At 61.3% G+C, this 23,941-nt stretch carries 26 protein-coding genes; 12 read left to right on the forward strand and 14 right to left on the reverse strand.

The features are described from left to right. The first annotated feature begins 71 nt into the window (after nt 1-71). On the forward strand, nt 72-3,263 hold the full coding sequence (locus Q0899_RS07625; protein WP_299191933.1) for a valine--tRNA ligase: 3,192 nt from the start codon (nt 72-74) through the stop codon (nt 3,261-3,263). 200 nt (nt 3,264-3,463) lie between these two features. Here Q0899_RS07625 and Q0899_RS07630 read toward each other — a convergent pair whose 3' ends face one another. Together Q0899_RS07630 and Q0899_RS07635 are read right to left on the reverse strand one after the other, a co-directional pair. Continuing rightward, entirely contained in the window at nt 3,464-4,231 is a 768-nt protein-coding gene (locus Q0899_RS07630) for a crotonase/enoyl-CoA hydratase family protein (RefSeq protein ID WP_299191935.1), read from the reverse strand. Between the two features lie 39 nt (nt 4,232-4,270). Next, nucleotides 4,271-4,435, reverse strand: a complete 165-nt coding sequence (locus Q0899_RS07635; protein ID WP_299191937.1) for a Tat pathway signal protein — start codon at nt 4,433-4,435, stop codon at nt 4,271-4,273. 97 nt (nt 4,436-4,532) lie between these two features. Here Q0899_RS07635 and Q0899_RS07640 point away from each other — a divergent pair, with 97 nt between their 5' ends. Beyond that, nucleotides 4,533-5,636 (forward strand): pyridoxal phosphate-dependent aminotransferase, encoded by a 1,104-nt coding sequence (locus tag Q0899_RS07640; RefSeq protein ID WP_299191939.1) that lies wholly within the window; start codon nt 4,533-4,535, stop codon nt 5,634-5,636. Between the two features lie 27 nt (nt 5,637-5,663). After that, nucleotides 5,664-5,852 (forward strand): hypothetical protein, encoded by a 189-nt coding sequence (locus tag Q0899_RS07645; RefSeq protein ID WP_298296967.1) that lies wholly within the window; start codon nt 5,664-5,666, stop codon nt 5,850-5,852. On the opposite strand, the gene Q0899_RS07650 is transcribed toward Q0899_RS07645, so the two are convergent. Together Q0899_RS07650 and Q0899_RS07655 are read right to left on the reverse strand one after the other, a co-directional pair. Further along, the gene (locus Q0899_RS07650; RefSeq protein ID WP_299191941.1) at nt 5,849-7,099 is read right to left on the reverse strand and encodes an aminotransferase class V-fold PLP-dependent enzyme; all 1,251 of its coding nucleotides are present in this window, start codon (nt 7,097-7,099) and stop codon (nt 5,849-5,851) included. The two genes, Q0899_RS07645 and Q0899_RS07650, sit on opposite strands and share 4 nt — an antisense overlap. An 81-nt stretch (nt 7,100-7,180) precedes the next feature. Beyond that, nucleotides 7,181-7,864, reverse strand: a complete 684-nt coding sequence (locus Q0899_RS07655) for a TIGR04283 family arsenosugar biosynthesis glycosyltransferase (protein WP_299191943.1) — start codon at nt 7,862-7,864, stop codon at nt 7,181-7,183. Nucleotides 7,865-7,931: 67 nt separating this feature from the next. On the opposite strand from Q0899_RS07655, the gene Q0899_RS07660 reads away from it, so the two are divergent. Next, nucleotides 7,932-8,693 carry a folate-binding protein gene (locus Q0899_RS07660; RefSeq protein WP_299191945.1) on the forward strand — a complete coding sequence of 254 codons (762 nt, stop codon included), beginning with the start codon at nt 7,932-7,934 and terminating at the stop codon, nt 8,691-8,693. Between the two features lie 78 nt (nt 8,694-8,771). On the opposite strand, the gene Q0899_RS07665 is transcribed toward Q0899_RS07660, so the two are convergent. Beyond that, a complete protein-coding gene (locus Q0899_RS07665; protein WP_298296956.1) occupies nt 8,772-9,566 on the reverse strand; it encodes an inositol monophosphatase family protein in 795 nt (264 codons plus the stop codon). Between the two features lie 184 nt (nt 9,567-9,750). Here Q0899_RS07665 and Q0899_RS07670 point away from each other — a divergent pair, with 184 nt between their 5' ends. Continuing rightward, nucleotides 9,751-10,659: a DMT family transporter gene (locus tag Q0899_RS07670; protein WP_299191947.1), complete on the forward strand. Its 909-nt coding sequence runs from the start codon at nt 9,751-9,753 to the stop codon at nt 10,657-10,659. Here Q0899_RS07670 and Q0899_RS07675 read toward each other — a convergent pair. Continuing rightward, nucleotides 10,656-11,564, reverse strand: a complete 909-nt coding sequence (locus Q0899_RS07675; protein WP_298356358.1) for a LysR family transcriptional regulator — start codon at nt 11,562-11,564, stop codon at nt 10,656-10,658. The two genes, Q0899_RS07670 and Q0899_RS07675, sit on opposite strands and share 4 nt — an antisense overlap. A 92-nt stretch (nt 11,565-11,656) precedes the next feature. On the opposite strand from Q0899_RS07675, the gene metF reads away from it, so the two are divergent. Both metF and Q0899_RS07685 read left to right on the forward strand, forming a co-directional pair. Further along, the gene (gene metF / locus Q0899_RS07680) at nt 11,657-12,520 is read left to right on the forward strand and encodes a methylenetetrahydrofolate reductase [NAD(P)H] (RefSeq protein WP_299191950.1); all 864 of its coding nucleotides are present in this window, start codon (nt 11,657-11,659) and stop codon (nt 12,518-12,520) included. Nucleotides 12,521-12,619: 99 nt separating this feature from the next. Next, a complete protein-coding gene (locus tag Q0899_RS07685; RefSeq protein WP_298297773.1) occupies nt 12,620-13,096 on the forward strand; it encodes a PaaI family thioesterase in 477 nt (158 codons plus the stop codon). Between the two features lie 202 nt (nt 13,097-13,298). On the opposite strand, the gene Q0899_RS07690 is transcribed toward Q0899_RS07685, so the two are convergent. The 5 genes from Q0899_RS07690 to Q0899_RS07710 form a co-directional block, all read right to left on the reverse strand. Beyond that, complete coding sequence (locus tag Q0899_RS07690; RefSeq protein WP_298356352.1) at nt 13,299-13,805, reverse strand: fasciclin domain-containing protein; 507 nt, start codon at nt 13,803-13,805, stop codon at nt 13,299-13,301. Nucleotides 13,806-13,979: 174 nt separating this feature from the next. Beyond that, complete coding sequence (locus Q0899_RS07695; protein ID WP_299191952.1) at nt 13,980-14,675, reverse strand: RraA family protein; 696 nt, start codon at nt 14,673-14,675, stop codon at nt 13,980-13,982. Further along, the gene (locus tag Q0899_RS07700; RefSeq protein ID WP_298296940.1) at nt 14,672-15,115 is read right to left on the reverse strand and encodes an NADAR family protein; all 444 of its coding nucleotides are present in this window, start codon (nt 15,113-15,115) and stop codon (nt 14,672-14,674) included. Before Q0899_RS07700 ends, Q0899_RS07695 begins: the two co-directional genes overlap by 4 nt. A 7-nt stretch (nt 15,116-15,122) precedes the next feature. Next, nucleotides 15,123-16,028, reverse strand: coding sequence for an ornithine carbamoyltransferase (argF, locus tag Q0899_RS07705; protein ID WP_299191955.1), 906 nt, complete (start codon nt 16,026-16,028; stop codon nt 15,123-15,125). After that, complete coding sequence (locus tag Q0899_RS07710) at nt 16,025-17,203, reverse strand: aspartate aminotransferase family protein (protein WP_298296935.1); 1,179 nt, start codon at nt 17,201-17,203, stop codon at nt 16,025-16,027. The genes argF and Q0899_RS07710 overlap by 4 nt, the downstream gene beginning before the upstream one ends. A 291-nt stretch (nt 17,204-17,494) precedes the next feature. Between Q0899_RS07710 and Q0899_RS07715 the strand changes: the two genes are divergently transcribed. Continuing rightward, on the forward strand, nt 17,495-18,058 hold the full coding sequence (locus tag Q0899_RS07715; protein ID WP_298296932.1) for a GcrA family cell cycle regulator: 564 nt from the start codon (nt 17,495-17,497) through the stop codon (nt 18,056-18,058). 133 nt (nt 18,059-18,191) lie between these two features. Here the strand turns inward: Q0899_RS07715 and Q0899_RS07720 are convergent, their stop codons facing one another. Then, nucleotides 18,192-18,506 (reverse strand): transcriptional regulator, encoded by a 315-nt coding sequence (locus tag Q0899_RS07720; RefSeq protein WP_298356336.1) that lies wholly within the window; start codon nt 18,504-18,506, stop codon nt 18,192-18,194. Beyond that, nucleotides 18,506-19,510, reverse strand: a complete 1,005-nt coding sequence (locus tag Q0899_RS07725) for a hypothetical protein (RefSeq protein ID WP_299191958.1) — start codon at nt 19,508-19,510, stop codon at nt 18,506-18,508. The genes Q0899_RS07720 and Q0899_RS07725 overlap by 1 nt, the downstream gene beginning before the upstream one ends. 189 nt (nt 19,511-19,699) lie before the next feature. Between Q0899_RS07725 and Q0899_RS07730 the strand changes: the two genes are divergently transcribed. Continuing rightward, entirely contained in the window at nt 19,700-20,119 is a 420-nt protein-coding gene (locus Q0899_RS07730) for a hypothetical protein (RefSeq protein ID WP_298296924.1), read from the forward strand. After that, entirely contained in the window at nt 20,116-20,310 is a 195-nt protein-coding gene (locus tag Q0899_RS07735; protein WP_298296922.1) for a helix-turn-helix transcriptional regulator, read from the forward strand. Before Q0899_RS07730 ends, Q0899_RS07735 begins: the two co-directional genes overlap by 4 nt. A gap of 39 nt (nt 20,311-20,349) precedes the next feature. On the opposite strand, the gene Q0899_RS07740 is transcribed toward Q0899_RS07735, so the two are convergent. Then, entirely contained in the window at nt 20,350-22,353 is a 2,004-nt protein-coding gene (locus Q0899_RS07740) for an AsmA family protein (RefSeq protein ID WP_299191961.1), read from the reverse strand. Between the two features lie 168 nt (nt 22,354-22,521). On the opposite strand from Q0899_RS07740, the gene Q0899_RS07745 reads away from it, so the two are divergent. Both Q0899_RS07745 and Q0899_RS07750 read left to right on the forward strand, forming a co-directional pair. Beyond that, on the forward strand, nt 22,522-22,815 hold the full coding sequence (locus Q0899_RS07745) for a Dabb family protein (protein ID WP_298296916.1): 294 nt from the start codon (nt 22,522-22,524) through the stop codon (nt 22,813-22,815). Between the two features lie 3 nt (nt 22,816-22,818). Beyond that, entirely contained in the window at nt 22,819-23,934 is a 1,116-nt protein-coding gene (locus Q0899_RS07750; RefSeq protein WP_298356327.1) for an aminodeoxychorismate synthase component I, read from the forward strand. The last annotated feature ends 7 nt before the right edge of the window (nt 23,935-23,941 follow it).

Below are 23,941 nucleotides of genomic sequence, written 5' to 3' on the forward strand. Positions count from 1 at the left end.
GGTCCCAACCGCCTTCCCCTCCGCCAGCCCATTGGGTAGACCGTGCGCAAAGCGGATTGGGATATTCTGACATGGCGATGGAAAAGACATTCAATGCGGCCGAGGCCGAGGCGCGGCTGTCGGCGGCTTGGGAAAAAGCGGGCTGCTTCAAGGCCGGCGCAAATGCGAGCCGGTCCGAGACCTTCTGCATCATGATCCCACCCCCCAATGTGACGGGCGTTTTGCACATGGGCCACGCCTTCAACAACACGTTGCAGGACATTCTGATCCGCTGGCACCGGATGCGCGGCTTCGACACGCTGTGGCAGCCGGGCACCGACCACGCGGGCATCGCCACCCAGATGGTGGTGGAGCGCCAGCTGATGGAAACCCAGCAGCCCAAGCGCACCGAGATGGGGCGCGAAAAGTTCCTTGAAAAGGTCTGGGACTGGAAGGCCGAAAGCGGCGGCACCATCATCAACCAGCTCAAGCGGCTGGGCGCGTCCTGCGACTATTCCCGCGAGGCCTTCACCATGTCCGGCGCCCCGGGTGCGCCTGACGGAAACGAAGGCAATTTCCACGACGCCGTCATCAAGGTCTTTGTCGAGATGTACAACAAGGGCTTGATCTACCGCGGCAAGCGGCTGGTCAATTGGGACCCGCATTTCGAGACGGCGATCTCCGATCTGGAGGTCGAGAACATCGAGACGCCGGGCCATATGTGGCACTTCAAATACCCGTTGGCGGGCGGCGAAACCTATGAATATGTCGAGAAGGATGAGGATGGGAACGTCACCCTGCGCGAGACCCGCGACTACATCTCCATCGCCACGACCCGCCCCGAAACCATGCTCGGCGACGGCGCGGTTGCCGTCCATCCCGAAGACGCGCGCTACGCGCCTATTGTCGGCAAGCTCTGCGAAATCCCCGTCGGCCCGAAAGAGCATCGCCGCCTGATCCCGATCATCACGGATGAATATCCCGATATGACGTTCGGCTCGGGTGCCGTCAAAATCACCGGCGCGCATGACTTCAACGACTATGAGGTCGCCAAGCGCGGCGGCATCCCGATGTATTCGCTGATGGACACCAAAGGCGCGATGCGCGCCGACGGCAAACCCTATGCGGAGGAAGCCGAAGCCGCACAGAAAATCGCCAATGGCGACGTGCCAATGCCGGACGAGTCCGTGATCGCCGCGATGAACTTGGTGCCTGAGGCCTATCGCGGCTTGGATCGGTTCGAGGCGCGTAAGGCTGTCGTTCAAGACATCACCGACGAAGGCCTCGCCGTCATGCACTCCGTACCTGTCATTGACGAGGAAGACGGCCAAGAAAGCTCCCGCCTTGAGCCCTATGTCGAGAGCAAACCGATCATGCAGCCCTTCGGCGATCGCTCGAAGGTGGTGATCGAGCCGATGCTGACGGATCAATGGTTCGTCGACACGTCCCAAATCGTCCAGCCCGCGCTGGACGCGGTCAATGATGGCCGCACCCGGATCATGCCCGAGGGCGACAAGAAGGTGTATTTCCACTGGCTGGAAAACATCGAGCCTTGGTGTATTTCACGGCAGCTGTGGTGGGGTCATCAGATCCCGGTTTGGTATGCTGGAGATTTCGAATACATCAACGGCGAAGTCGTGCCAAAAGCAAATCAGAACGAAGGATTTGTATACCGTGACAATCAGAAAATGAAATTCTGCGCAGTGTCGCGCTGCGAAGCGGAAAACTTGGCACGCAAAACCGTCGCATCAAGGTTGGGCGAAGAACCAGAAAATATCTACTTCTTTGACTTTTTCAGTCCCGACAACGCGAAGCAATACGAAGAAATTTCGGGTGAAACACTTCCAATTGATGAAAAGTCCGGGTTACGCGTGACGCCTGACATACTGCTTAGAACGCTAATTGCGCCGCAAAAACTAGCCAACGGTCGATGGATATATACTCTTTTGCGCGACCCCGACGTCCTCGACACATGGTTTTCCTCCGGCCTTTGGCCCATCGGCACGCTCGGCTGGCCCGAGGAAACCGACGAATACAAAAAATACTTCCCGACCTCGACGCTGATCACCGGCCAGGACATCCTGTTCTTCTGGGTCGCCCGCATGATGATGATGCAGCTGGCCGTCGTCGATCAGGTCCCATTCGACACCGTCTACCTCCACGGTCTCGTCCGCGACGCCAAGGGCAAGAAGATGTCGAAATCCACCGGCAACGTGGTGGACCCGCTCGACATCATCGACGAGTTCGGCGCCGACGCGCTGCGCTTCACAAACGCGGCCATGGCCTCGCTTGGGGGCGTGCTGAAACTCGACACCCAGCGCATCGCGGGCTACCGCAATTTCGGCACCAAACTGTGGAACGCCGTGCGTTTTGCAGAGCTTAACGAATGCTTCGCTGATGGCGCGCGTCAGTACGGGGTGTGTACGGATGGTGTACGCGATGTGCACATCACTCAGACCGTTAACAAATGGATCATCGGGGAGACCGCCAAGGTCCGCGAAACGGTGGATGCGGCGCTTGAGGCCTACCGCTTCAACGACGCCGCCGACGCGTTGTACAAGTTCGTCTGGGGCAAGGTCTGCGACTGGTATGTCGAACTGTCCAAGCCCTTGTTTTACGACGGCACTGACGCGCAAAAGGCCGAGACGCGGGAGGTCATGAGCTGGGTTCTGGACCAATGCATGATCATGCTGCACCCCACCATGCCCTTCATCACCGAAGAGCTGTGGGGAGAGACCTACAAGCGCGACGAGCTGCTGGCCGTCACCGACTGGCCCACCTACCAAGCCTCTGATTTGGTTGACGAAAACGCCGACCGCGAAATGAACTGGGTCATCACGTTGATCGAATCCGTCCGCTCCGCCCGCGGCGAAATGAACGTGCCTGCCTCGCTGGAAGTGCCGCTGGTGCAGGTTGATCTGGACGACGCGGGCCAAACCGCTTTCGCCAATAACGAAGCGCTGATCAAGAAGCTCGCGCGGTTGGGTGAGGTCAGCACCGGCGAGGCTCCGAAGGGCTCCGTTTCCATCCCAGTGGCGGGCGGCAACTTCGCCCTGCCGCTGGCCGGCATTGTCGACGTCAGCGCCGAAAAAGCGAGGTTGGAGAAGAGCTTAGCAAAACTCGCCAAAGAGCTCGGCGGTTTGCGTGGCCGGTTGAACAACCCCAAATTCGTGGCCTCCGCGCCTGACGAGGTGGTGGCCGAAGCCAAAGAAAACCTCGCCGCCCGCGAAGAGGAAGAAGGCAAGTTGAAAGCCGCCCTCGCGCGGTTGGCTGAACTGGGATAAACCCCTGTTTCCATTTGGTTTTCAAATACTCAATTCTCACGCCTGCGGTAAGCGCTTCGATATGAGTATTTTTAACCAAATGGAAACGAGATGGCGTTAATCAGAAGATCCGGTACAGGCTGGAGAGCCGATGACCGGACCGGATGGAGACCGCATTGAATGCGATCTTTACCAAGGCGGCCGGGGGCAACTCTGGTCGCCTATTTCTTTGCAATGCCGCGCGCGATTGCGGCCATTTGGTCGGGTGTTCCGATCAAGGCGGCTTGTTCTACCGATTCCGACATCAGCACATCGGCGCGTCCCTCGGTTTCCGCCTCCCCGATCAACCGCTTCGCCGCGCGGATGGCGCTGGGACTTTGACCTGCAATCCGGATGGCCAGCTCCATGGCCTGCGCCAGTGGATCATCCGCTATTTCGGTCACCAACCCCCAGTCCAGCGCTTGGGCCGCGTCGATGATCTCGGCCGTGTAGGTCAGGCGGCGCAGGATGTCGCCGCGCACCAGCGGCGGCAGCAACACCATGCCGCCCATATCGGGGACCAGCCCCCATTTCATCTCCATCACGGACAGTTTCGCGTCGGGCGCAGCCACCCGAATATCGGCCCCCAAGGCCAGCTGCAGCCCCGCCCCGAAACACGCGCCGTGCAACGCTGCAATGACCGGAACGTCGAGGTCCCGCCAGGCAAGCGCGAATTCCTGAAACCGGTTGGTGTCGCCATGGGTGCGTTTGACCAACACCTCCTCCATGTCCTGCCCCAGCAGGCTGGAGAGCGACATGATGTCGATGCCCGCGCAAAACGCGCGCCCCGCGCCAGCCAGCACCACACAACCAATATCTGCGCCTTTCAACGCATGGGCGGCGTCGATCACCGCGTCCAGCATATCGAGGCTGATAGCGTTCAACTTATCAGGTCGGTTCAAGGTGACCACGGCGATGCGGTCGGCAATCTCGGTAGTTACAAGGCTCATGCCTTGCAGCGTAGAAGCGCGCGGGCCGTGAGGCCAGCGTTACCTTACGACCCGCTCCACGGCGCGCACTGCGCCAACGGACTTATCATAGACCAACGTCAGGATGCGCCGCGCAGGCGGGGCTTTGGCGATCTGCGGCAGCGCTCGGACCGAGCCTGCGGCGACGGTGGCCGCGATAAAGCCGCGACGGGTGAGGTTGGGCATGATGTTGGCCCCCTTAGTTGCGAGTGATTTGCATGTGGGCGTTACCCGGGCTCATTTCAAGCTTGCGTTGCCCAGCGCTTCTGGTTTGATCGCGGCCATGACAGGCTCCAGATACACCCCGCTCGCCCAATCTTTGCCCGCCTCAGTCCCTTTTGTCGGCCCCGAGGCTCACGAACGCGCCCGAGGCGCGGCATTCGACGCAAGACTTGGCGCCAATGAGAGCATCTTCGGCCCCTCCCCCAAGGCGATCGCCGCGATGCAAAAGGCCGCCAGCGAGGTTTGGATGTATGGCGATCCGGAAAGCCATGACCTGCGCCACGCAGTGGCGGCCCATCACGACGTGGACCCTGCCAACGTGATGATTGGCGAAGGCATCGACTGCCTGCTGGGGTACCTGGTCCGCTTGCTTATCGGTCCGGGCGACGCCGTCGTCACAAGCGACGGGGCCTACCCGACGTTCAACTACCATGTCGCAGGTTTTGGCGGCGCGCTGCACAAAGTGCCTTACGTGGACGACAAAGAGGACCCGGACAGCCTGCTCGCCATGGCGCGCGAAACCAACGCCAAGCTGATCTACTTCGCCAACCCCGACAACCCGATGGGCAGCTGGCATGACCCCGCCGCCGTGCAGCACATGATCGACGCGGTGCCCGAGGGCTGCCTGCTGGTACTGGACGAGGCCTATGTAGAGCTGGCACCGGGCAGCGTCTCGCCGCCGATTGACACCTCGAACGCAAATGTGATCCGCATGCGCACGTTTTCCAAGGGCTACGGCATGGCCGGCGCGCGGGTGGGGTACTCGATTGGCGAGGCCGGGCTGATCGACGCCTTCAACAAGATCCGCAACCATTTCGGCATGTGCCGCATCAGCCAGGCCGGGGCCTTGGCCGCGCTGCAAGACCAAGGCTATCTGGCGGATGTGCAGGCCAAAGTCGCCGCCGCGCGCGACCGTATCTCATTGATTGCGCAAGAAAACGGGCTGACCCCGCTGCCCTCCGCCACCAACTTTGTCGCGATTGATTGCGGCAAAGACGGAGACCATGCCCGCGCGGTGCTGGCCGCGCTGATCCAGCAAGGCGTCTTCGTGCGCATGCCCTTCGTGGCCCCGCAAGACCGCTGCATCCGCATCAGCTGCGGGCCAGAGGCCGATCTGGACATATTCGCAGCCGCCCTTCCCAAGGCCCTGAGCGCCCTTCCCTAACCCGAAAATCCCGCTAACATCGACGCTATGAGAGAGTACCAACCCAGACGCCCGGCGGGCCGCGTCGAGAATTACACCACAGCCTTTCTGTGGTCGGCCGGGCTGGTGCTGTTCATGGGGCTGGTCGCGCTTTGGGCCAGCTTCGGGTATCTTGCGGCCCTGCTCGGGGCGGGCGTGATCCGCCTTGCGATCGGGCTGCTGCCACGCGCGGACTAGCCGCAGCAACTTCCTGACGCGCCAACGGTCAAATCAGCAGTGTCGTCGGCACCGGCTGCACAGACCTGCGCCGCCGCCTCCAATGCGCCGCCGCCATGCGGGATCTGGAGGGCATTGAGCCCGGCCTGAATGCTGCCCAGCGTGCCAAGCAGCATGTGGGAATTGAGATGCCCCATATGGCCCACGCGGAAGAACCCGTCTGATTGCGGGTCCTCCTCTGTGGCCATGCCCAAACCGATGCCCAGCGTGACGCCCGCCTGCTCCGTCAGCCAATTGCGCAGCTGCGTGCCCGTCGGCGCCCCAATGCGGACTGACGTCACGGCGTTTGACCGGATGGCCCGGTTCGCCAAGTTCAGCTCCAAAGGACCGCCCACTTCCCAGGCCTCAAACGCGGCCCAAACCGCGCGGGCCAGCGTCGCGTGGCGCGCCCAAACGGCCTCCAGCCCTTCCTCATGCACAATCATGTCCAGCGCCACGCGCAAGCCATACAAGTGATGGGTCGGCGCAGTGCCACACCAATATTGGTAGAACTGCTCTGGGTCGGCGCGTGGGGTCCAGTCCCAATAGCTCGACACGCGTTCCATTTTGGCGCGGATCTCGGCAGCTTTGTCGTTGAAGAACACGAAAGACATGCCCGGCGGGGTCATCAGCCCCTTCTGGCAGCCCGCCACCATCACGTCGACGCCCCAATCGTCCATCTGCATCTCGTCGCAGCCAAGGCAGGCGATGCAATCGACCATCAGCAGCGCCGGGTGGCCGGTGGCATCCATCGCAGCGCGCAAGGCCGCCACATCCGATTTGGCCGAGGTCGCAGTGTCCGTCTGCACGCACAGCACCGCTTTGATCTTATGGCCTTTGTCAGCGTCCAACGCCTCGGCCACCAAAGCCGGTTCCAAGGCCGACCGCCGTCCGAACTCAATGACCTGAGTAGTGATCCCCAGCCGCTCAGCCATACCGGCCCAGCCATGCGAAAAATTGCCCGTGGCAGGCACCAAGGCCGTATCACCGGGGGCCAGCACATTGACCAGCGATGCCTCCCAAGCGGCGTGGCCATTGCCGATATACATTGCGACCTTGTGCTTGGTGCGGGCAATCGTCTTGAGGTCTGGCACCAACGTGGCCGCCAGATCAATCAACTCGCCAGTATAGATGTTGGGCGCGGCGCGGTGCATGGCCTGCAGCACCCGGTCCGGCATGATCGAGGGGCCCGGAATGGCGAGGGTATGGCGGCCATGGTTCAACGTCATCGCAGAGGTCCTTTCCAACAATGCGACCAGAGGTAGGCTGGCCCCTGGCCGGGGTCAATCGCAGACATGTGACAGGTACAATCACCGTTTGTGATAACGCGCGGCCAGCTGCTTTGGGTCAGCCCCTGCAAGATAGCGTGTCAGTGTCCACAAATTGCGGGTACCGCGCCGCAGCCAGCCCCCTGCAACGTAGCGGCCTGCGTCGGTGGTGACGGTTTCATCCAGCACCGTGATGCGCCCCTTCAGGGCCCGGGCCATGGCCACATCCTCCATCAACGCGAGGTCGGCAAACCCGCCAACCGCGTCATAAAGCCCGCGCGAGATCAGCAGCCCCTGATCGCCATATGGCAGACCGAACAGCCTTGTGCGCAGATTTGCCCAGCCCGCCGTGACCCGTGCCATGATCCCGCTTGCGCGGAAAGACAGCCGAAACACTGCCGCGCCCTCACAGCGGTCCATATGGGTGCAGACCGCGCCGACCCAACCCGGCGGCAAATGCGTGTCAGCATGGACAAACAACAGCCAGTCCCCGCGCGCCGTGGCCGCGCCGCGCGCAAGCTGCCCGCCCCGGCCTGCGCGGCCGGTCACAATCTCGGCCCCTGCATCATCAGCCAGGATAACCGTGGCGTCCTGACTGCCCCCATCCGTGACGATCAGCTCCCGGATCACCCCCTGCGCCACGCCCGGCAACAGAGCGTCCAGTGTCGCGGGCAAATCGGCCTCGGCGTTCAAGGTTGGGATGATGATGGATAGTCTTGCGGCCATGTTGCCCCTGTTGGCGGCGGTCCCGACCTCCTATATGTCACCCACACCCAAAGCGGGAGAGCAAATTTTGACCGGCGAACTGATCGAGCACCGCCAAATCCTCACCGTCACGGGCGAGGACCGTATCCCCTTCCTGCAAGGGCTGGTGACCAATGATGTGGACAAGCTCTCAGACGGGCTGGTCTACGCCGCCCTTTTGTCGCCGCAGGGCAAATATCTGGCCGATTTCTTTCTGGCCCCCCAGCCCGAGGCGATCTTGATCGACGTGGCCGACACGCTCGCGCCCGCGCTTCTGAAACGCCTGACCATGTACCGCCTGCGCGCCAAGGTGGACGTCACCCCCGCCGATATTGCCGTGACCGGCGGCACTGGCCCCGCCCCGGACGGCGGTTTCGCTGATCCCAGACATCCCGCGCTGGGTTGGCGCGCCTATGGCCCATCAGGCGACACCCCGCAGACCGATTGGGCATCCCTCTATGTCACCCACCAAATCCCCGCCTCAGGCGCGGAACTGATCCCGGATGCCAGCTACATCCTTGAAATGGGGTTCGAGCGGCTGAATGGCGTCGATTTCAAAAAGGGCTGCTATGTCGGCCAGGAGGTCACCGCCCGCATGAAACACAAGACAGAGCTGCGCAAAGGTCTTGCAAAAGTCACCCTTGACGGCTCCGCGGCGCAAGGCACCGAGATCACGGCAGATGGCAAACCCGTCGGCACGCTGCACACGGTTGCGGGCAACCAGGCCCTCGCCTATCTGCGTTTTGACCGCGCCAAGGGCACAATGCAAGCCGGGGCGGCCACGCTCACCCTGACCCCTCCAACTGGTTGAAAATACTCCGGGGTTTGGGGCAGCGCCCCAAGTCTGCGCGACAGCGCAAAAACATCATGCGCGGCGCAGCCGCACAATTTAGTCGCGCGCGCGGATCACTTTGGAAAACGCCGGGAAAATATCGGGGTTGGCGCAGATCAGGTGGCCGTCCTCCAAAAGGTTCTGCCCCTCGCGGATCGGCTCCACAAAGCCGCCAGCTTCCTTAACCAGCAACACGCCGCCCGCAATGTCCCAGATATGCAGCCCGCGTTCCCAATAACCGTCATAACGGCCGGCCGCGACATAGGCCAAATCCAGCGCCGCAGCACCCCAGCGGCGTACGCCGGCGCATTCGGGCATCAGCCCCGCAAGGTCCTGCAAGGTGGCGGGCAAATATTTGCCGCCGCCAAATGGCACGCCCGTGGCAAACACGCTTTCAATCATCCGCGACCGGCCCGAGACGCGCAAACGCGTCTTGTCGTTTAGCCAGCAGCCCTGCCCCTTTTCGGCAAAAAACATCTCGTCCTTGGCGGGGTCGTAGACCACCGCAGAAACGATCTCGCCCTTATGCTCCAACGCAATCGAAACCGCCCAATGCGGCATGCCGTGCAGAAAGTTGGTGGTGCCATCCAGCGGGTCGACGATCCAGCGGCGCGTCGGGTCCTTGCCCTCTTCCTCCGCGCTTTCCTCGCCCAGCCAGCCATAAGTCGGACGCGCGCCCATCAGCTCTTCTTTCAGGATCGCCTCGGCGGCAATGTCGGCCTTCGAGACGAAATCCCCCGCGCCCTTCATCGAGACCTGCAGGTTTTCCACCTCGCGGAAGTCCTTCACCAGGGACCGGCCCGCCGCCCGGGCGGCTTTCACCATGATGTTGAGATTGGCGCTGCCTTGCATGTCAGAGACTCCGTGAAAAGATCAGCGCGACCCATAGGCGGTGCGGCGGGGAATGTGAACCCCCGCCAAAAATTTCCGGGGCCAACAGCCTCGGTGCATGCTGGTCAACCCACGCCCCCGACGTCAAAGCAGGCCGGGAGAGCACCCATTGCGGGTCGCCAATTTAGGGCATAACCTCTTACCTATGACGCAAACCACAACAGCAGACCGCCCGTCGCTCGGCATTCTTTTGATGCTGGGCTTTTGCGTGCTCGCGCCCATGGGCGATGCTTTGGCCAAGCTCTTGGGCGAAACCATCCCGCTTGGCCAATTGCTGCTGACACGCTTCGGCGTGCAGGCACTCCTGCTGATCCCGTTAGTCCTCTTCACGGCGCGCAGCTTCGCCATGTCTGCCCGCGTGCTCAAGCTGACCGCGCTGCGCACGGTGCTGCACATTGTGGGCATTGGCGCGATGTTCACCGCGCTGCGCTACATGCCGCTGGCCGACACGGTGGCCATTGCCTTCGTTATGCCCTTCATCATGCTGCTCTTGGGCAAATACGTGCTGGGCGAGGAGGTCGGCCCCCGCCGCCTCATCGCCTGCATCGTGGGCTTCATCGGCACACTTTTTGTGATCCAGCCCAGCTTCGCCGCCGTGGGCGCGCCTGCGCTTTTGCCCCTGCTGGTCGCGGTAGTCTTTGCGCTGTTCATGCTGGTCACACGGCAGGTGGCCAAGGATGTTGACCCGATTTCGATGCAAGCGGTGTCCGGCGTCATGGCCTGCGTGATCCTCGGCGCACTCTACCCGCTCTTTGGCGGCATGATGGGCGGGGCCTTGGCCATCGTCACCCCGTCGCAAAGTGAACTGATGCTGCTTTTGCTGATCGGCTCACTGGGCACGTTCGCGCATCTCTTAATGACATGGTCGCTGCGCTTCGCGCCCTCAGCAACGCTGGCACCCATGCAATATCTTGAAATTCCCGTCGCCACGGTGATCGGCTACCTGATCTTCCGCGACTGGCCCAACGGGTTGGCCCAATTGGGCATCGCCATCACCATCGCCGCTGGCCTCTACATCATCTTCCGCGAGAACCGGACAGCGCGCGCGGCTTAGCCTGTGCGCTGCAGCTTCACGGGCTCGGTCCGCGCCAGCCGGATCACGTTGGACATGAACGGCTTATGCGTGTCCTCGCTGCGGGTGGCCGCGTAAAGCCGCTTGGTCTTGCCCCCTTTGGTCAAGGGCCGCGTCACATAGTCCGAGTTATACCGCACCTCCCGCACAACCCAGTCGGGCAGAACCGCAACGCCCCTGTTGGAGGCCACCAACAGCAAGATCACAGCCGTCAACTCCACCTGCCGCATCGCGCGCGGCTCGACGCCTGCGGGGATCAGCAATTCGGTAAACACATCCAGCCGCGTGCGGTCCACCGGGTAGGTGATCAGCATCTGGTCCTTCAGGTCCTCCGCCTCAATAAAGTCTTTCTGTGCCAAAGGGTTGGCGCTTGAGGCCACAAAAACCGGCTCATAGTCAAACAGCGGCGTAAAATCGACGCCCGGCAGATCCTCAGGGTCGGACGAGACAACCAAATCCACCTCTTCGCGCATCAGCGCAGGCAGCCCGTCAAACGACAAGCCGGGCCGGATATCGACATCAATATCGGGCCAGCTTTGGCGGAACCCTTCGAGCACCGGAAACAGCCATTCAAAGCAGGCGTGACACTCAATCGCGATATGCAGCCGCCCAGTTTTGCCCATCCTGAGCGACAGGAACTCCTCCTGCAGCGCCGCGACTTCCGGCAATATGCGTTCCGCGGCGCGCAGCAGCTTCATCCCGGCAGGCGACAGCTTCATCGGCTTTGAGCGGCGGATAAACAGCTCAACCCCCGCCTGGTCCTCCAGCCCTTTGATCTGATGGCTCAACGCCGACTGGGTGATGTTGAGCTGGTCTGCCGCCTTGGCCAACCCGCCGCATTCATGGATGGCTTTGACGGTGCGCAGGTGGCGAAATTCGATATGCACATGAACCTCATGTTTATCTTGAATGTTATGAATTTGTTTCACAAAGCGGCCTGTGGGACAACCCTGACAGACCTTTGAAAGGAATCTCCGCAATGCCCGCCCCCACCGTTTCCTACGAATTCTTCCCGCCAAAGGACCTCGCAGGCTCCTTCCGGCTCTGGGACACGCTCAATGTGCTGGCCCCTTACGCGCCGGAATTTGTCTCGGTAACCTACGGCGCAGGCGGCACCACGCGGCAGCTGACCCATGAGGCGGTGACCACCATCCGAAAATCCACCGGCCTGAAGGTTGCCGCGCATCTGACTTGCGTCGATGCCACCAAGGCCGAGACGCTGCAGATCGCGCAGCGCTACGCCGATGCAGGCGTCACCGATATCGTTGCCCTGCGCGGCGATGCGCCGGGCGGCGGGCTGTTCCAACCCACCAAAGACGGGTTCAAATCCTCGGTGGAACTGATCTCCGCCCTGAAAAACACCGGCAATTTCACGCTACGGGTGGGTGCCTACCCGGACCCGCACCCTGAGGCGATCAACACCGCGCAAGATATCGACTACCTCAAGGCCAAATTTGATGCAGGCGCCGACGCCGCCATCACGCAGTTCTTCTTCGAGGCCGACACCTTTTTCCGGTTCCGCGATGCCTGCGTCAAAGCCGGGATCGACAAGCCAATCCTGCCAGGCATCCTGCCCATTGAAAACTGGGCCGGCACCCGCAAATTCGCCGCCCGCTGCGGCGCGCAAATCCCTACCTGGCTGGAGGAAGCCTATGCTGCTGCCATCCGTGACGGCCGCGCTGACCTGCTCTCAACGGCAATCGCGACCGAGCTGTGCACCGATCTGATGGAAGGCGGCGTGGATCACTTGCACTTCTACACTCTCAACCGCCCCGAACTGACCCGCGACGTCTGCGTCGCGCTTGGCCTATCCCCTCAGGTGGAGCTTGCTCAAGTCGCGTGACCCACACGTGGCCCATCGCCTGAGATATGCTGCTTGCGCAGCATGTGCCTGCCTCCTAACGTCTCCCCGACCATAGGAGGCAGGCACAAATTGACCGATATTTTCTTTGCAAACAATGCCGCAGAGCTGCCCGACCGCGACACTGTACTGTCCTTGTCCGGCTTCGACTTCATGCGCGCCATTCTGGAGGGCAAAATCCCCTCCGCCCCCATCGCGCAAACGCTGGGCTTCCAGCTGCACGCCGTCGAGGACGGATCGGTCACCTTCCGCGGCACGCCTGCGTTCGACCACATGAACCCCGTCGGCACAATTCATGGCGGCTGGTACGCCACCATCCTCGACAGTGCCATGGCCTGCGCGATCATGACGAAGGTGCCCAAGGGATCGCTCTACACAACGCTGGAGCTCAAACTCAACATCATCCGTCCGATCCCCGAAGGCATGCAGGTCGACTGCATCGGTACCACCGAGCACGCTGGCCGCTCCACCGGTGTCTCAACGGGCCAAGTCGTGGGTGTCAGCGACCAAAAACTCTACGCCACAGGCTCCACCACCTGCATCATCATGACGCCGTAAGCCGTTTCATCTTGGCAAAAATATGCGAAAACCGCCGCAAACCCGAAGGCGCGGCGGTCCATCTGGCTGGGTCGGCCAGCCAAGGCTTTCCTCCCCCTAAGGGGGAGGCCCAGGAGGGGGGCACACGCATCATGCGCGGCCCCCCGCCGCCCAATGCTTCAGTGGCGCTTTAGTGGCTAGGCCGGGCGGGTAGCCGCTTTTATCAATGGCACGCTGGACGCGTGCCGGGCAGCAGCACTTTGTCGATCACATGAATCACGCCGTTGCTGGCCTGGATGTTGGCAATCACCACATTGGCCGACTCGCCGGTGCCATCTGCGATCGACACGCCGGAGGCATCCTTGGTAATGCACAGACGCTCAGAGGCCAGAACCGGCTTGAAATAGTTCGACCCGCCCGGGATTTTTTCAGCGGTCAGGTTGCGGTCGTCCACATGGTACAGCAGCACGTCGGTCAGCTGGCCTTTGTTCTCAGGTTTCAGCAGCGTTTCCACAGTCCCCTCCGGCAACGCGGCAAACGCGTCGTTTACAGGCGCAAACACGGTGAACGGGCCTTCGCTGTTCAGCGTATCAACAAGCCCGGCGGCGCTGACGGCGGCCACAAGCGTCGTGAACCGCTCATCGCCCGAGGCGATTTCGGCGATGGTGGCCGCCTGCGCGGCGCCAGCGGTTGCGGCGGCAATGGCGGCGGCCTTGATCAGAGTTTTCATGAGTTTGTCTCCCTAAATGTCCCCATGCCCAATCGGCATGTGATAAGGGATACGCGGCAATGCGCGAAAGGATCACTCATCTAACAAACCTGTTACACAGCTGTTTTTACGTGAAATATTTGATCCAATGGCACGGTGACGCCGTACGCGCCGCGCGAACTGTTTCATACGTCTTTACACGTAAGACACGTCGTCGCCCTCGATGATCTGCATAATGCCAGACGGAAGGGTCAGGTCAGCGGACAGCTCGGCATCCAACGCTTCCTCGGCGGCACGGACCGAGCCGAGCGCCGCAATCACCGCATCAATCCGGGCAAATGGCACGACAACGACGCCGTCGCGATCCGCCACGATCATGTCGCCAGTCTCCACCCGCACGCCGCCAATATCGACCGGCAGCCCCACAGTTGCGGGCCCAGAGGCATAGGGCGAGTTCGGCGTCAGCCCTGTGCACCAGCACGGCAGCCCCACCTCGACGACCCCCGCGTAATCGCGCATCGGCCCGTCGGTCACATAGCCTGCGCCGCCCCTATTCTTGATCATCTGCGACACCCGATCGCCAGCCGAGGCGCAGCCCTGAAACCCGGCAAACCCGGCGACCATCACGTCGCCATCTTGCAAAAAATTCAGCGCCGCCAAAGTCCCCATAATGTCCGAGGGCCGGTTGTCTGCCGTAAACGCAGGCCCAGCCGCCACGCAGTCAATGTCACGCCCAAAGCCAATCGGCGCAATTGTCCCCGACAACGCGCCCTTGCCATGCATCGCGTCCACAACAAATCCCGTGGGCACCCCCTGAAACGCCGCAATCTGCGCCGCCGTGGGTCTCTTCCGATTGGAATTAACTGTCAGCCGTGGCGGTTCTTCGATCATGGCATTTTCTCCCTCAGCCGGTCTCTGACCACCATGAGGATTTTTCCCAGCTTGTTAAGCCCCTGCCCGTCCGGCCCGCAGCCCCAATAGGCGTCCATTGGGGCATTTTCGACGATCTGCTGATTGCCAGTGCCCAGCAGCAAGTCCCGCGGCACTTCATGCGTGCGAAACTTCACTTCCACGGCGTCCAGCATAATCGCGTCCTTGATGTCTTCCCAATCCGGGCGCACCGGCAGGGCACGGGTCATGCCCAAGGCCTTGGCATCCTTGGGCTTATTGGCCTTGCGAATTTTCTCGGCATATCCGGAATCCCCGAATTTCTGCGCCTGGAAGTAATGCTCCACGGTGGGCCACCAGACCCCATCCATGGCCACACCATAGGGCGCAAAGTTGGAAAATTCGGAATAGGCGTCGGTTTGCGCGTAAAAATAGATCGTCATGCGGAGTTCAACTCTCCAAGCACCACTTCATCACCGCCTTTTGCGCGTGCAGCCGGTTTTCCGCCTCGTCAAAGATCACGGAATTCGGCCCGTCCATCACCTCGGACGTCGCCTCGTCATCGCGGTGCGCGGGCAGGCAATGCATAAACAACGCGTCCGGCTTGGCGCTGTCCATCAGCGCCCGGTTCACCTGATAGCCGCGCAATTGGTTGTGCCGACGTTCCCGCGCCGATTGCGGGTCATGCATCGACACCCAGGTGTCCGTCACCACCAAATCCGCGCCGTCCACGGCCTCATGCGGATCGCGCACTGTCGTATAAAGCCCGTCCAATGACGCCTCAGGGTCCAACGGCGGAGGCCCCGTGAACACCAGATCAAACTCGAACTGTTTGGCGGCATGGGCGAAGCTGGCAAAGACGTTGTTGCCGTCGCCGGACCACACCACCTTCTTGCCTTTGATCGGGCCGTTATGTTCCTCAAATGTCAGGATATCGGCCATGATCTGGCAGGGATGCGTGCGGTTGGTCAGCCCGTTGATCACCGGCACCGTGGCGTGTTCCGCCATCTCCAGCAGGGTGTCTTCTTCAAAGGTCCGCATCATGATCAGATCCACGTAGCGCGACAGCACCTGCGCGGTGTCGGCAATCGTCTCGCCATGCCCCAGTTGCATATCGGCGCCCGACAAAACCATGGTGGAGCCGCCCATTTGCCGCACGCCCACGTCAAATGATACGCGCGTCCGGGTGGAGGGCTTTTCAAAGATCAGCGCCACCACATGGTCCTTCAGCGGCGTGTCCTGATCCAGCGCGCCTTTGGGCTTGCCCGCCCGCGCCTCTTTGATGATCCTGCCCGTGTCGATGATCTTGCGCAGATCAGCGGGAGAGGTCGTGTGAATGTCCAGAAAATGCTTCACAACGCCGCCTCCAACGCAGTCGCCGCCCGGTCCAACCGCGCCACACCTTCCGCAATCTCGTCATCGCCGATGTTGAGAGCAGGCAAAATCCTGATCACATTGTCACCACCGGGGATGGACAAAATCTCTTGCTCATACCCCGCCGCGATCACGTCCATATTGGGCACCTTGCATTTCAAGCCAATCATCAAGCCTGCCCCACGCACCAGCTCGAAGATGTCAGGGTGGGAGGCCACCAGCCCTTCCAGTTTCTGCCGCATCAGACCGGCCTTGCGGCTCACCTCCGCCAAAAATTCCTCATCCGCGATATGGTCCATCACCGCCGATCCCACGGAACAGGCCAACGGGTTGCCGCCATAGGTCGAGCCGTGCGAGCCCGCCGTCATGCCGCTTGCGGCGTCTTCCGTCGCCAAGCAAGCGCCCAACGGAAACCCGTTCCCGATGCCCTTGGCCACGGCCATAATGTCAGGCGTCACGCCCGCCCATTCATGGGCAAACAGTTTGCCCGTCCGCCCCATACCGCATTGAATTTCATCACAAATCATCAGCGCGCCAGTCAGGTCGCACAGGTCACGCAGCCCCTTCAGGCAGGCGTCGGGCAGCGGGATGATCCCGCCCTCGCCCTGTACCGGCTCCACAACGACAGCGGCAATAGTGTCGTCCATCGCGGCTGTCAAAGCGTCATGATCACCCGTCTCAAGGTTGATAATCCCGGGCAATAACGGACCAAACCCGTCGGTCAACTTCTCAGACGCCGCGGCCGAGATCGTGGCCAGCGTCCGCCCGTGAAACGAGCCGGTAAAGGTGATGATATTCACCCGCTCCGGCTGGCCCTTGCTGGACCAATATTTCCGCGCCGTTTTCAACGCGCATTCCATGGCTTCCGCGCCTGAGTTGGTGAAGAAACAGGTATCGGCAAAGGTCTCCGCCACCAACTTGTCGGCCAGCTCTTGCTGCGCGGGAATGTTGTACAAGTTCGACGTATGCCACAAAGACGCCGCCTGATCTTGCACGACCCGAACCAGATCAGGATGCGCGTGGCCCAATCCCGTCACGGCAATCCCGCCGCCGAAATCAAGGTAGCGCGTCCCGTCTCGCTCGATCAGCCAGCTGCCTTCGCCTTTTTCAAAAGTCATCTTGGCGCGGCCGTAGGTCGGCATAATGGACGGGATCATGAGCGTGTTCCTTTACGCATAAAACGAAGTCCTGACTGTCAGGATATTCGAAGGTGGTGTCAATTTCAGAAAACGGGTGCCTGGCAAAGCCCAGGCGGGATCAATCGCGGACGGTCTTAGCGTCGGCGTCGCAATACGGTGATATGTGCGGTCTTGATCATGGCCGCGACTTAGCCGCAAACCTCCGGCGAACGCAAGAGCCTTGTATCCGCCGCCCACCACCCTTAAAATATAGAGCAACACGCCGCTCCGTCACGGGGCGGCTTCTCGATTCAAGCAGAAGGCACACACATGTCCTGGACAGAAGACCGCGTAGACGTTCTGAAAAAAATGTGGGGCGAGGGCAAATCCGCGTCCCAAATCGCCAAGGAGCTTGGCGGCGTGACCCGCAACGCCGTGATCGGCAAAGTGCATCGCCTGGGCCTGTCCAATCGCTCCGGCGGCGCGTCGCCCGCAAAAACCGCCAAGGAAAAGGCACCGGCCAAGCCCAAGGCGCCCGAAAAGCCCAAGGTCGCGGCCTCGACCCCCGACCCCAAACCCACCACTTTGGAGCCGGCGAAAATCATCCCGCGCCCCAAACTGGTTGTGACTGCGGGCAAACCGCTGCCGCCGCAGCCCTCTGCAAATGAAATTAGCCCCGAAGCGCTCGCTTCGGTGCGCGAGGTCGAAAAGAAGGCCAAGAAGCTTACGGTGATGCAGTTGACCGAACGGACCTGCAAATGGCCTGTTGGTGATCCCGCCACGGATGACTTCTGGTTCTGCGGGCTGACCGTGCAACAGGGCAAACCCTATTGCGAGGCCCATGTTGGCGTCGCCTTCCAACCCATGTCCGCCCGCCGCGACCGCCGCCGGTAGGGAACCGACCCTGACAGTTATCAGGCCCGCGCAAAGGTATCTGCGCGGGCTTTTTCGTGTCTGGCCGTTTTTGGCGTTTCCGTAATATGTAGGCCCTTCGTCCGATGCAGCAGACCGCCCGAATGCCTGCGTTCTAGTCAGTGTCCCAAGTCAGCGCTTCTGCTGTTGCGCAGATGGCTTTGAGGACATCCAGGTACGCCCGGAATGCGACCGAGCCGCTATCGGAGAGGCAATAGACCGTATGCGGCCGTCCCTCCAAAACCATCCGGCTGTGCAGATAGCCCGCAGCGCCAAGCTTCTTGAGATGGGCGTCCAGATTTCCATCTGTGATTGAAAGGGACGCCTTCAGCTGGGAAAAACTTGGCTCGCCGACATAAAGCAACAGCCCAAGCCGCGTCCTTACCGGCTGATGGAACATTGCATCGGGGACAGGCGGTACCGGCGCCATCAGATGCCCCGCCGCAAGAAATGCGCGGCGTCCTTGTGCCATGTCCAGATGGTGCCGGACTGCTGCAGCTCGACCCCGCCCAGCCAGCCATCACGTCTCATCAAACCCGTCGCGTCTTGCGCACCGTCCAGGACGCGGCGGCCAACCTCCGTCAGGCTCAGAACTTGGGTTTTGAATGCCGCATGTTCCGTCGTTGTGAAGGAAGGAAAACGAAATGGGTTTGGGTCGCACGTGACAAGGCCCCCCCTACAAAGGGCGTCGATTGTCCTGAAGGTCGGCCAGTCGCCGATATAGAGAGCTGTTTCCAAATCCATATTCTGCAAGAAGAGCTGCCCCGGCGTTTGAACGCCTGCGCCAATGAGGCTGAGCAATTGGGCCTCCGTCCTGCTCAGCCCTGTTTTCGCATTGGGGAATTCCTCAACATGACGACGCAGGGCGGCACCCAAAAAGGGCAATGCGCTCAGGTCCCCATTGATATAGGCCAGCAGATCATTTGGGTCGCTTGATCGGAATGCCGCCCATCCGGACGCCGCCAATCTCAGCATCTGCTTCGTGATGGGACGTTTAAGGCTGGTAAGGGTGGCCATTTGATCGGCACTAAGTTGGCCGATACCGCGGAAGTTTGGCTCTCCGGGAAATCGGTCAATGCAAATCATTTCAAGCTTGGGTCCCGTCGCCTTCGCATGATGGAACCAGTCGAGAATTTGCAGAACCTGAAGTTGATCCAACAGGTCATGCTCGAACCACAGGATGACGGTGTCGTAGCCGGACGACGTCGTGAGATGTTGATCTCTGATTTGAAAGTCTCTTTCGGCCTCTGTCGGATCTGCATCAGGCCCCACCAGATAGCGGGCCCGCAGATTGCTCAGTTCGGAAAGGGGCAGGTTTGCAGGAAATGGCCCGTGATGCATCGGATCTCGCCACGGCAACACGTCCCCAACAATGGCGCTTTGTTTGATGATGTTCGCCGCACCATCTCCGTTTGTGATGTTGAGTATCTTCATTTTTCCTCGCAGCTCTCAACTACTCTGTAACGCAGAGTTACTCTGAAGTACAGAGCGAATGTGATGCCGCGATTCACGGGATCGAAGCAGATCAGAACCAACCCGGCAGGTTCTGCAACGCACAATACGGCTTTACTCCGGCATCAATTGGTGACAAGTTTGCTTTGCATAATGAAAAGGAAGCTTGATATGATTCGCACCGGACGCGCCCAAGTCGCTGCACTCTTTGCCATCTTTCTTGGCACAGCCTGTTTGCTCTTCTTCAATCCACCTTTCATCGTTCAGATCATCTTTGTGCTTGTCTGTTTCTCTTGGGCGGCGTGGTACTTTATGGAAATTTTTCGGGGGCCGGACGAGGTTGAATCCGCAAGTGTGAGATATGCTCTCGCATTCGCAAGCGGTCTTGGTGCCCCCCTTTCGATAACATTTGTCATGGTAATGAGCGCCGTCCCGGCTATCCAAGACGCGATCACATTCATGGCGAGTTCTGCAGAAAACAATCTAAGCCCCGCTGCTGCAGGGTTTGGTTTGGGGGTGGCCTTTGCCGTATTCGCCCTGTGCACCTCTCTTTGTGTCGGCTCGACCATCTGGTGGGCCTCAAAGCGATGAAGAATAGTATCAGGGTCCTGCGTGCCGAACGTCGATGGACCCAAGCCGACCTTGCAAAGGAATTGGGGGTTTCGAGAAATTCGGTCAACGCCATCGAGAACGGAAAATACGACCCGTCCTTGCCTCTGGCGCTTCGCATCGCCGGGCTGTTCGGAAAGACGGTAGAAGAGATTTTTGAAGCAGAGGCATAGCTGGCAGTATGCAGAAAGGCGCCAGATATGGCCGCCATGTCAGTCGAACAGCTTGCGCAACGCGTCCTTGGCTTTGTCCTCCAACCCCTGCTTTAGCGCATCCTCTGCGCTTTGGCCGGTCTCGCGGGTCACGCCCAATTCATCTTCCAACTTGGCCGCGGCCTGGGCTTTCAGTTCAGCTTCGCGGGCCTTTGCGGCGGCGCGCAGCTCTGCCTCCTTGGCCTTTGCGGCCGCCTTCAGCTTCTCTTTCTCTTCTTCCAGCTCGCGGTCGATCAGGGACTTCAGGTCTGGGCGGAATTTGATGTTGCTCCATGGGCCCGTGATCAGCACCGGTACCGAGATCCCGTTGTCGATCTGCGTGGCCAAGGCCACAGGCACCACGCGGTAGTCAATCGTCTGCCCGCCAAGATCAAGCGCCCCCGCCCCGTCTGCGGTCAGCAGCGAGGCCTCAAACCGCAAGTCATCATTGCGCAAAATACCGTCGTTGATGTTGAAGCTGGCCGTGATGTCGTCAAACACCGTTTTCGACCCCTCGCCCTGATAGGACGCATCAAGATTGCGGATCATCCCGGCGATGTCGAGCCCCAGCAGCTCGCCCGCGCCCACATCCATGCGCCCCGACCCGCTGAGCGATTTCATGATCTGGTCCAACGTCTGCCCCACGCCCAGAAATTGAAGCGATAGCGCCGCGTCACCCACCAGCCGGTCAAACCCCGCGAAATCGTTCAGAACCTGCTGCATCGCCACGCCCGAGGCGGTCATGTCGCCGCCCACCGACAGCCCGCTGCGGTTGTTGACCACGAATTGGCCGGTCACCGATCCGTCAAACGCGCTCAGCTGTTTGAAATCCAGAACCAGCCGGGAGCGGTCCAACGTCCCCGCAATTTCGCTTTGGCCAAGCTGGATCGACCCCAGATCAACGGCATTGGCCTTGAATGTGAAGGACCCTTCCGCCGCCGACAGCCCGCTGACGTCAATCCGGGCGTCCGACCAACCGCCCGCGCCGGCATTCGCCGCGCCGTCACCTTCCGTGGTGTCTGTGCTCATCGCGGAGAAATCCAATTGGTCGCCCGCCAGCCGCGCAGTCACCTGCGGCACCGATCCGCCCAGCGCGACGTCCACGTCTCCCTTCAGGATGTTTTGATCCAAGGCGATGGTGGCTTGGCGAAGAAACACCTCCAGATCCGGCGTCAAGGTCAGGTCGCCGCGCAGCTCGACCTGCTGGCCCAGCCCCTCCGGGATACGAGGCGCGCTTTGTCCCAGCAGCCCAAAAAGCGCCGTTTGATCCTTGATGGCGACGTCCAGCGCGCCCTTGGCCTGCAACGGGGTCAACCCGGCCGCCCCGTCGAACTTCACCGTGTTGGGGCCTGAGGAGGCTGCGCCCACAACGCCCCGCACCTCGCCGTCAAGGAGTTGCTGAACCCCGTCAACGCGGGCGTCCAGCGCAAAGGCCTGCCCGTTGCGCAGCGCCGACATCGTCACCGTCGCCTCCCCGCCCAACCCGGTCAGCGAGACCTCGGCATCCAGGTTTTCCAAGGTTTCCGACACGCCGGTCACCGCGTCGCGGTAGCGCACAATCGCGCCGGTGATCACGCCCTTGGGCAAAGACAGCGAGTTGATCCCGCTTCCGTCGCCCGCGTCCTCACTCCCGCCCAATTCGCTCAGAAATTCCCAATTTGCGACGCCGTCGGCGCGTTTTTCCAGCAAGATCACCGGGTTCTCGATAGAAAAACCCTGCACCTCGATATCGCCGCCCAGCAGCGCGGCGAGCCCCACGCCCACGTCCAGCTTGGCGGTCTGCACCATCGGCGCGTCCCCCGCCCAATCCGCGTTGGAAATGGTCACGCCCTCAAGCGTCACCCCCAGTCGGGGCCATAGGGTCGGGGACACACCGCCAGTGATCGACAAACTGCGACCGGTGTTCTTTTCGAATTGGGTCTCGGCAATGCGTGCAATCTTTTCTGCCGGGATCAGGAACACCGCGGCTATGGCCACGACCACAAACGTCAAAAGGGTCAGAAAAATCCGAATGATCCACCGCATGGCCTGCTCCGCCTTGTATTTTTGTCAATGCTAGGCCGAACCCCGCCTTCGCTCAAGCGTACCGCGCTGAAGGCCGGAAAAAATGTCGCAATCGCGGGCTTGGGTTTGCCTTGCGCGTGGTAGGGCGGCGTGGTCACTGGCCGCATCTGCGCAACACAGGAAACCGCCATGCCCAACCGCCCCGCCATCCGCCACATCGTGTTCTTCTCCGCAAAGGACAAATCCGACGTCCCCGCAATCGTGGCCGGGCTGTCGGAGCTCGGAAATATCCCGCATTCTCAGGTTTTTGAAGTGCGTGAAAACACCCAATCCGACGCCTTGTCGGGAGAGGTCGACGTGGTGGTATACGCCGAATTTGCCAGTGCCGCCGACATGGCCGCCTACAAGGCGCACCCGATCTACGCCGAGGCCATCACCGTCGTGCGCCCGCTGCGCGAATTGCGCATCGCCGCCGATATCTGACCCATGTCCCCGCGCGTCCTTTTTGACCACGGCCCACTTGCGGGCGGGACCGCGTTCCGCGCCCCTGGAGCAGTGATCCGAGCAGACGCCGCGCAGGACGTGCCCGCTGCCCTGTCCGCGCTGCAAGAGGCTCAGTCCGACGGCAAATGGCTGGCGGGGTTCGCCAGCTACGAGCTTGGCTACCTGTTTTCGCGCAAGCTGCATGATCTGCTGCCCCAAACCCGTGGCGCGCCGCTGCTGCAGTTTGGCGTGTTCGACGCGCCCGAACCTACGCCTCGTGACACCGATGAGGACGCCACCCTGACCCCGCCCCGCGCCCAATGGGGGCTGGACGACTACGCGCCCGCCTTCGCGGCGTTGCAGGACTTCATTGCCGCGGGCGACATCTATCAGGCCAACCTCACCTTCCCGCTGACGGCACGGCGCAGCGGTTCGATTGACGCGCTGTATGCAAGGCTGCGTGCCAAGCAGCCCGCCCCGCACGGGGCGCTGGTCGATCTGGGGGACGGAACGCTTTTGTCGCGCTCGCCCGAGCTGTTCTTCCGCATCGATGAGCATGGGGGCCTCACCGCTCGCCCGATGAAAGGCACCGCCCGGCGCGGCGGCACGCCCGCGCAGGATGCGCAAAACGTGGACTGGCTGCGCAGGTCCGAGAAAAACCGTGCCGAGAACCTGATGATCACCGACCTGCTGCGCAACGACATCTCGCGCGTGGCCCGCATCGGGACTGTGAAGGTGCCGCGCCTGTTCGAGATCGAAACCTATGCCACGCTCCACCAGATGACCTCTACCATCACCGCGCGGTTGAACGCGGGCACCACCCTTGCGGAGATCTTCAGGGCGCTTTTCCCCTGCGGCTCGATCACGGGTGCGCCAAAAATCCGCGCCATGCAAATCCTGCGCGATCTGGAACCCGCACCCCGCGACGCCTATTGCGGCGCCATCGGCTGGATCGCGCCGTCGGGGGCGATGTCCTTCAACGTCGCTATCCGCACCCTGATCTGCGACGCCACCGACCAGGTACGCCTCAACGTCGGCGGCGGCATCGTGCATGACAGCACGCTGGAAGACGAATACAACGAGGCGCTGCTAAAGGCCCGTTTCGCGGTGTTGGACTGAGCGCCCC

The organism is uncultured Litoreibacter sp., from assembly GCF_947501785.1.
GTDB lineage: Bacteria > Pseudomonadota > Alphaproteobacteria > Rhodobacterales > Rhodobacteraceae > Litoreibacter.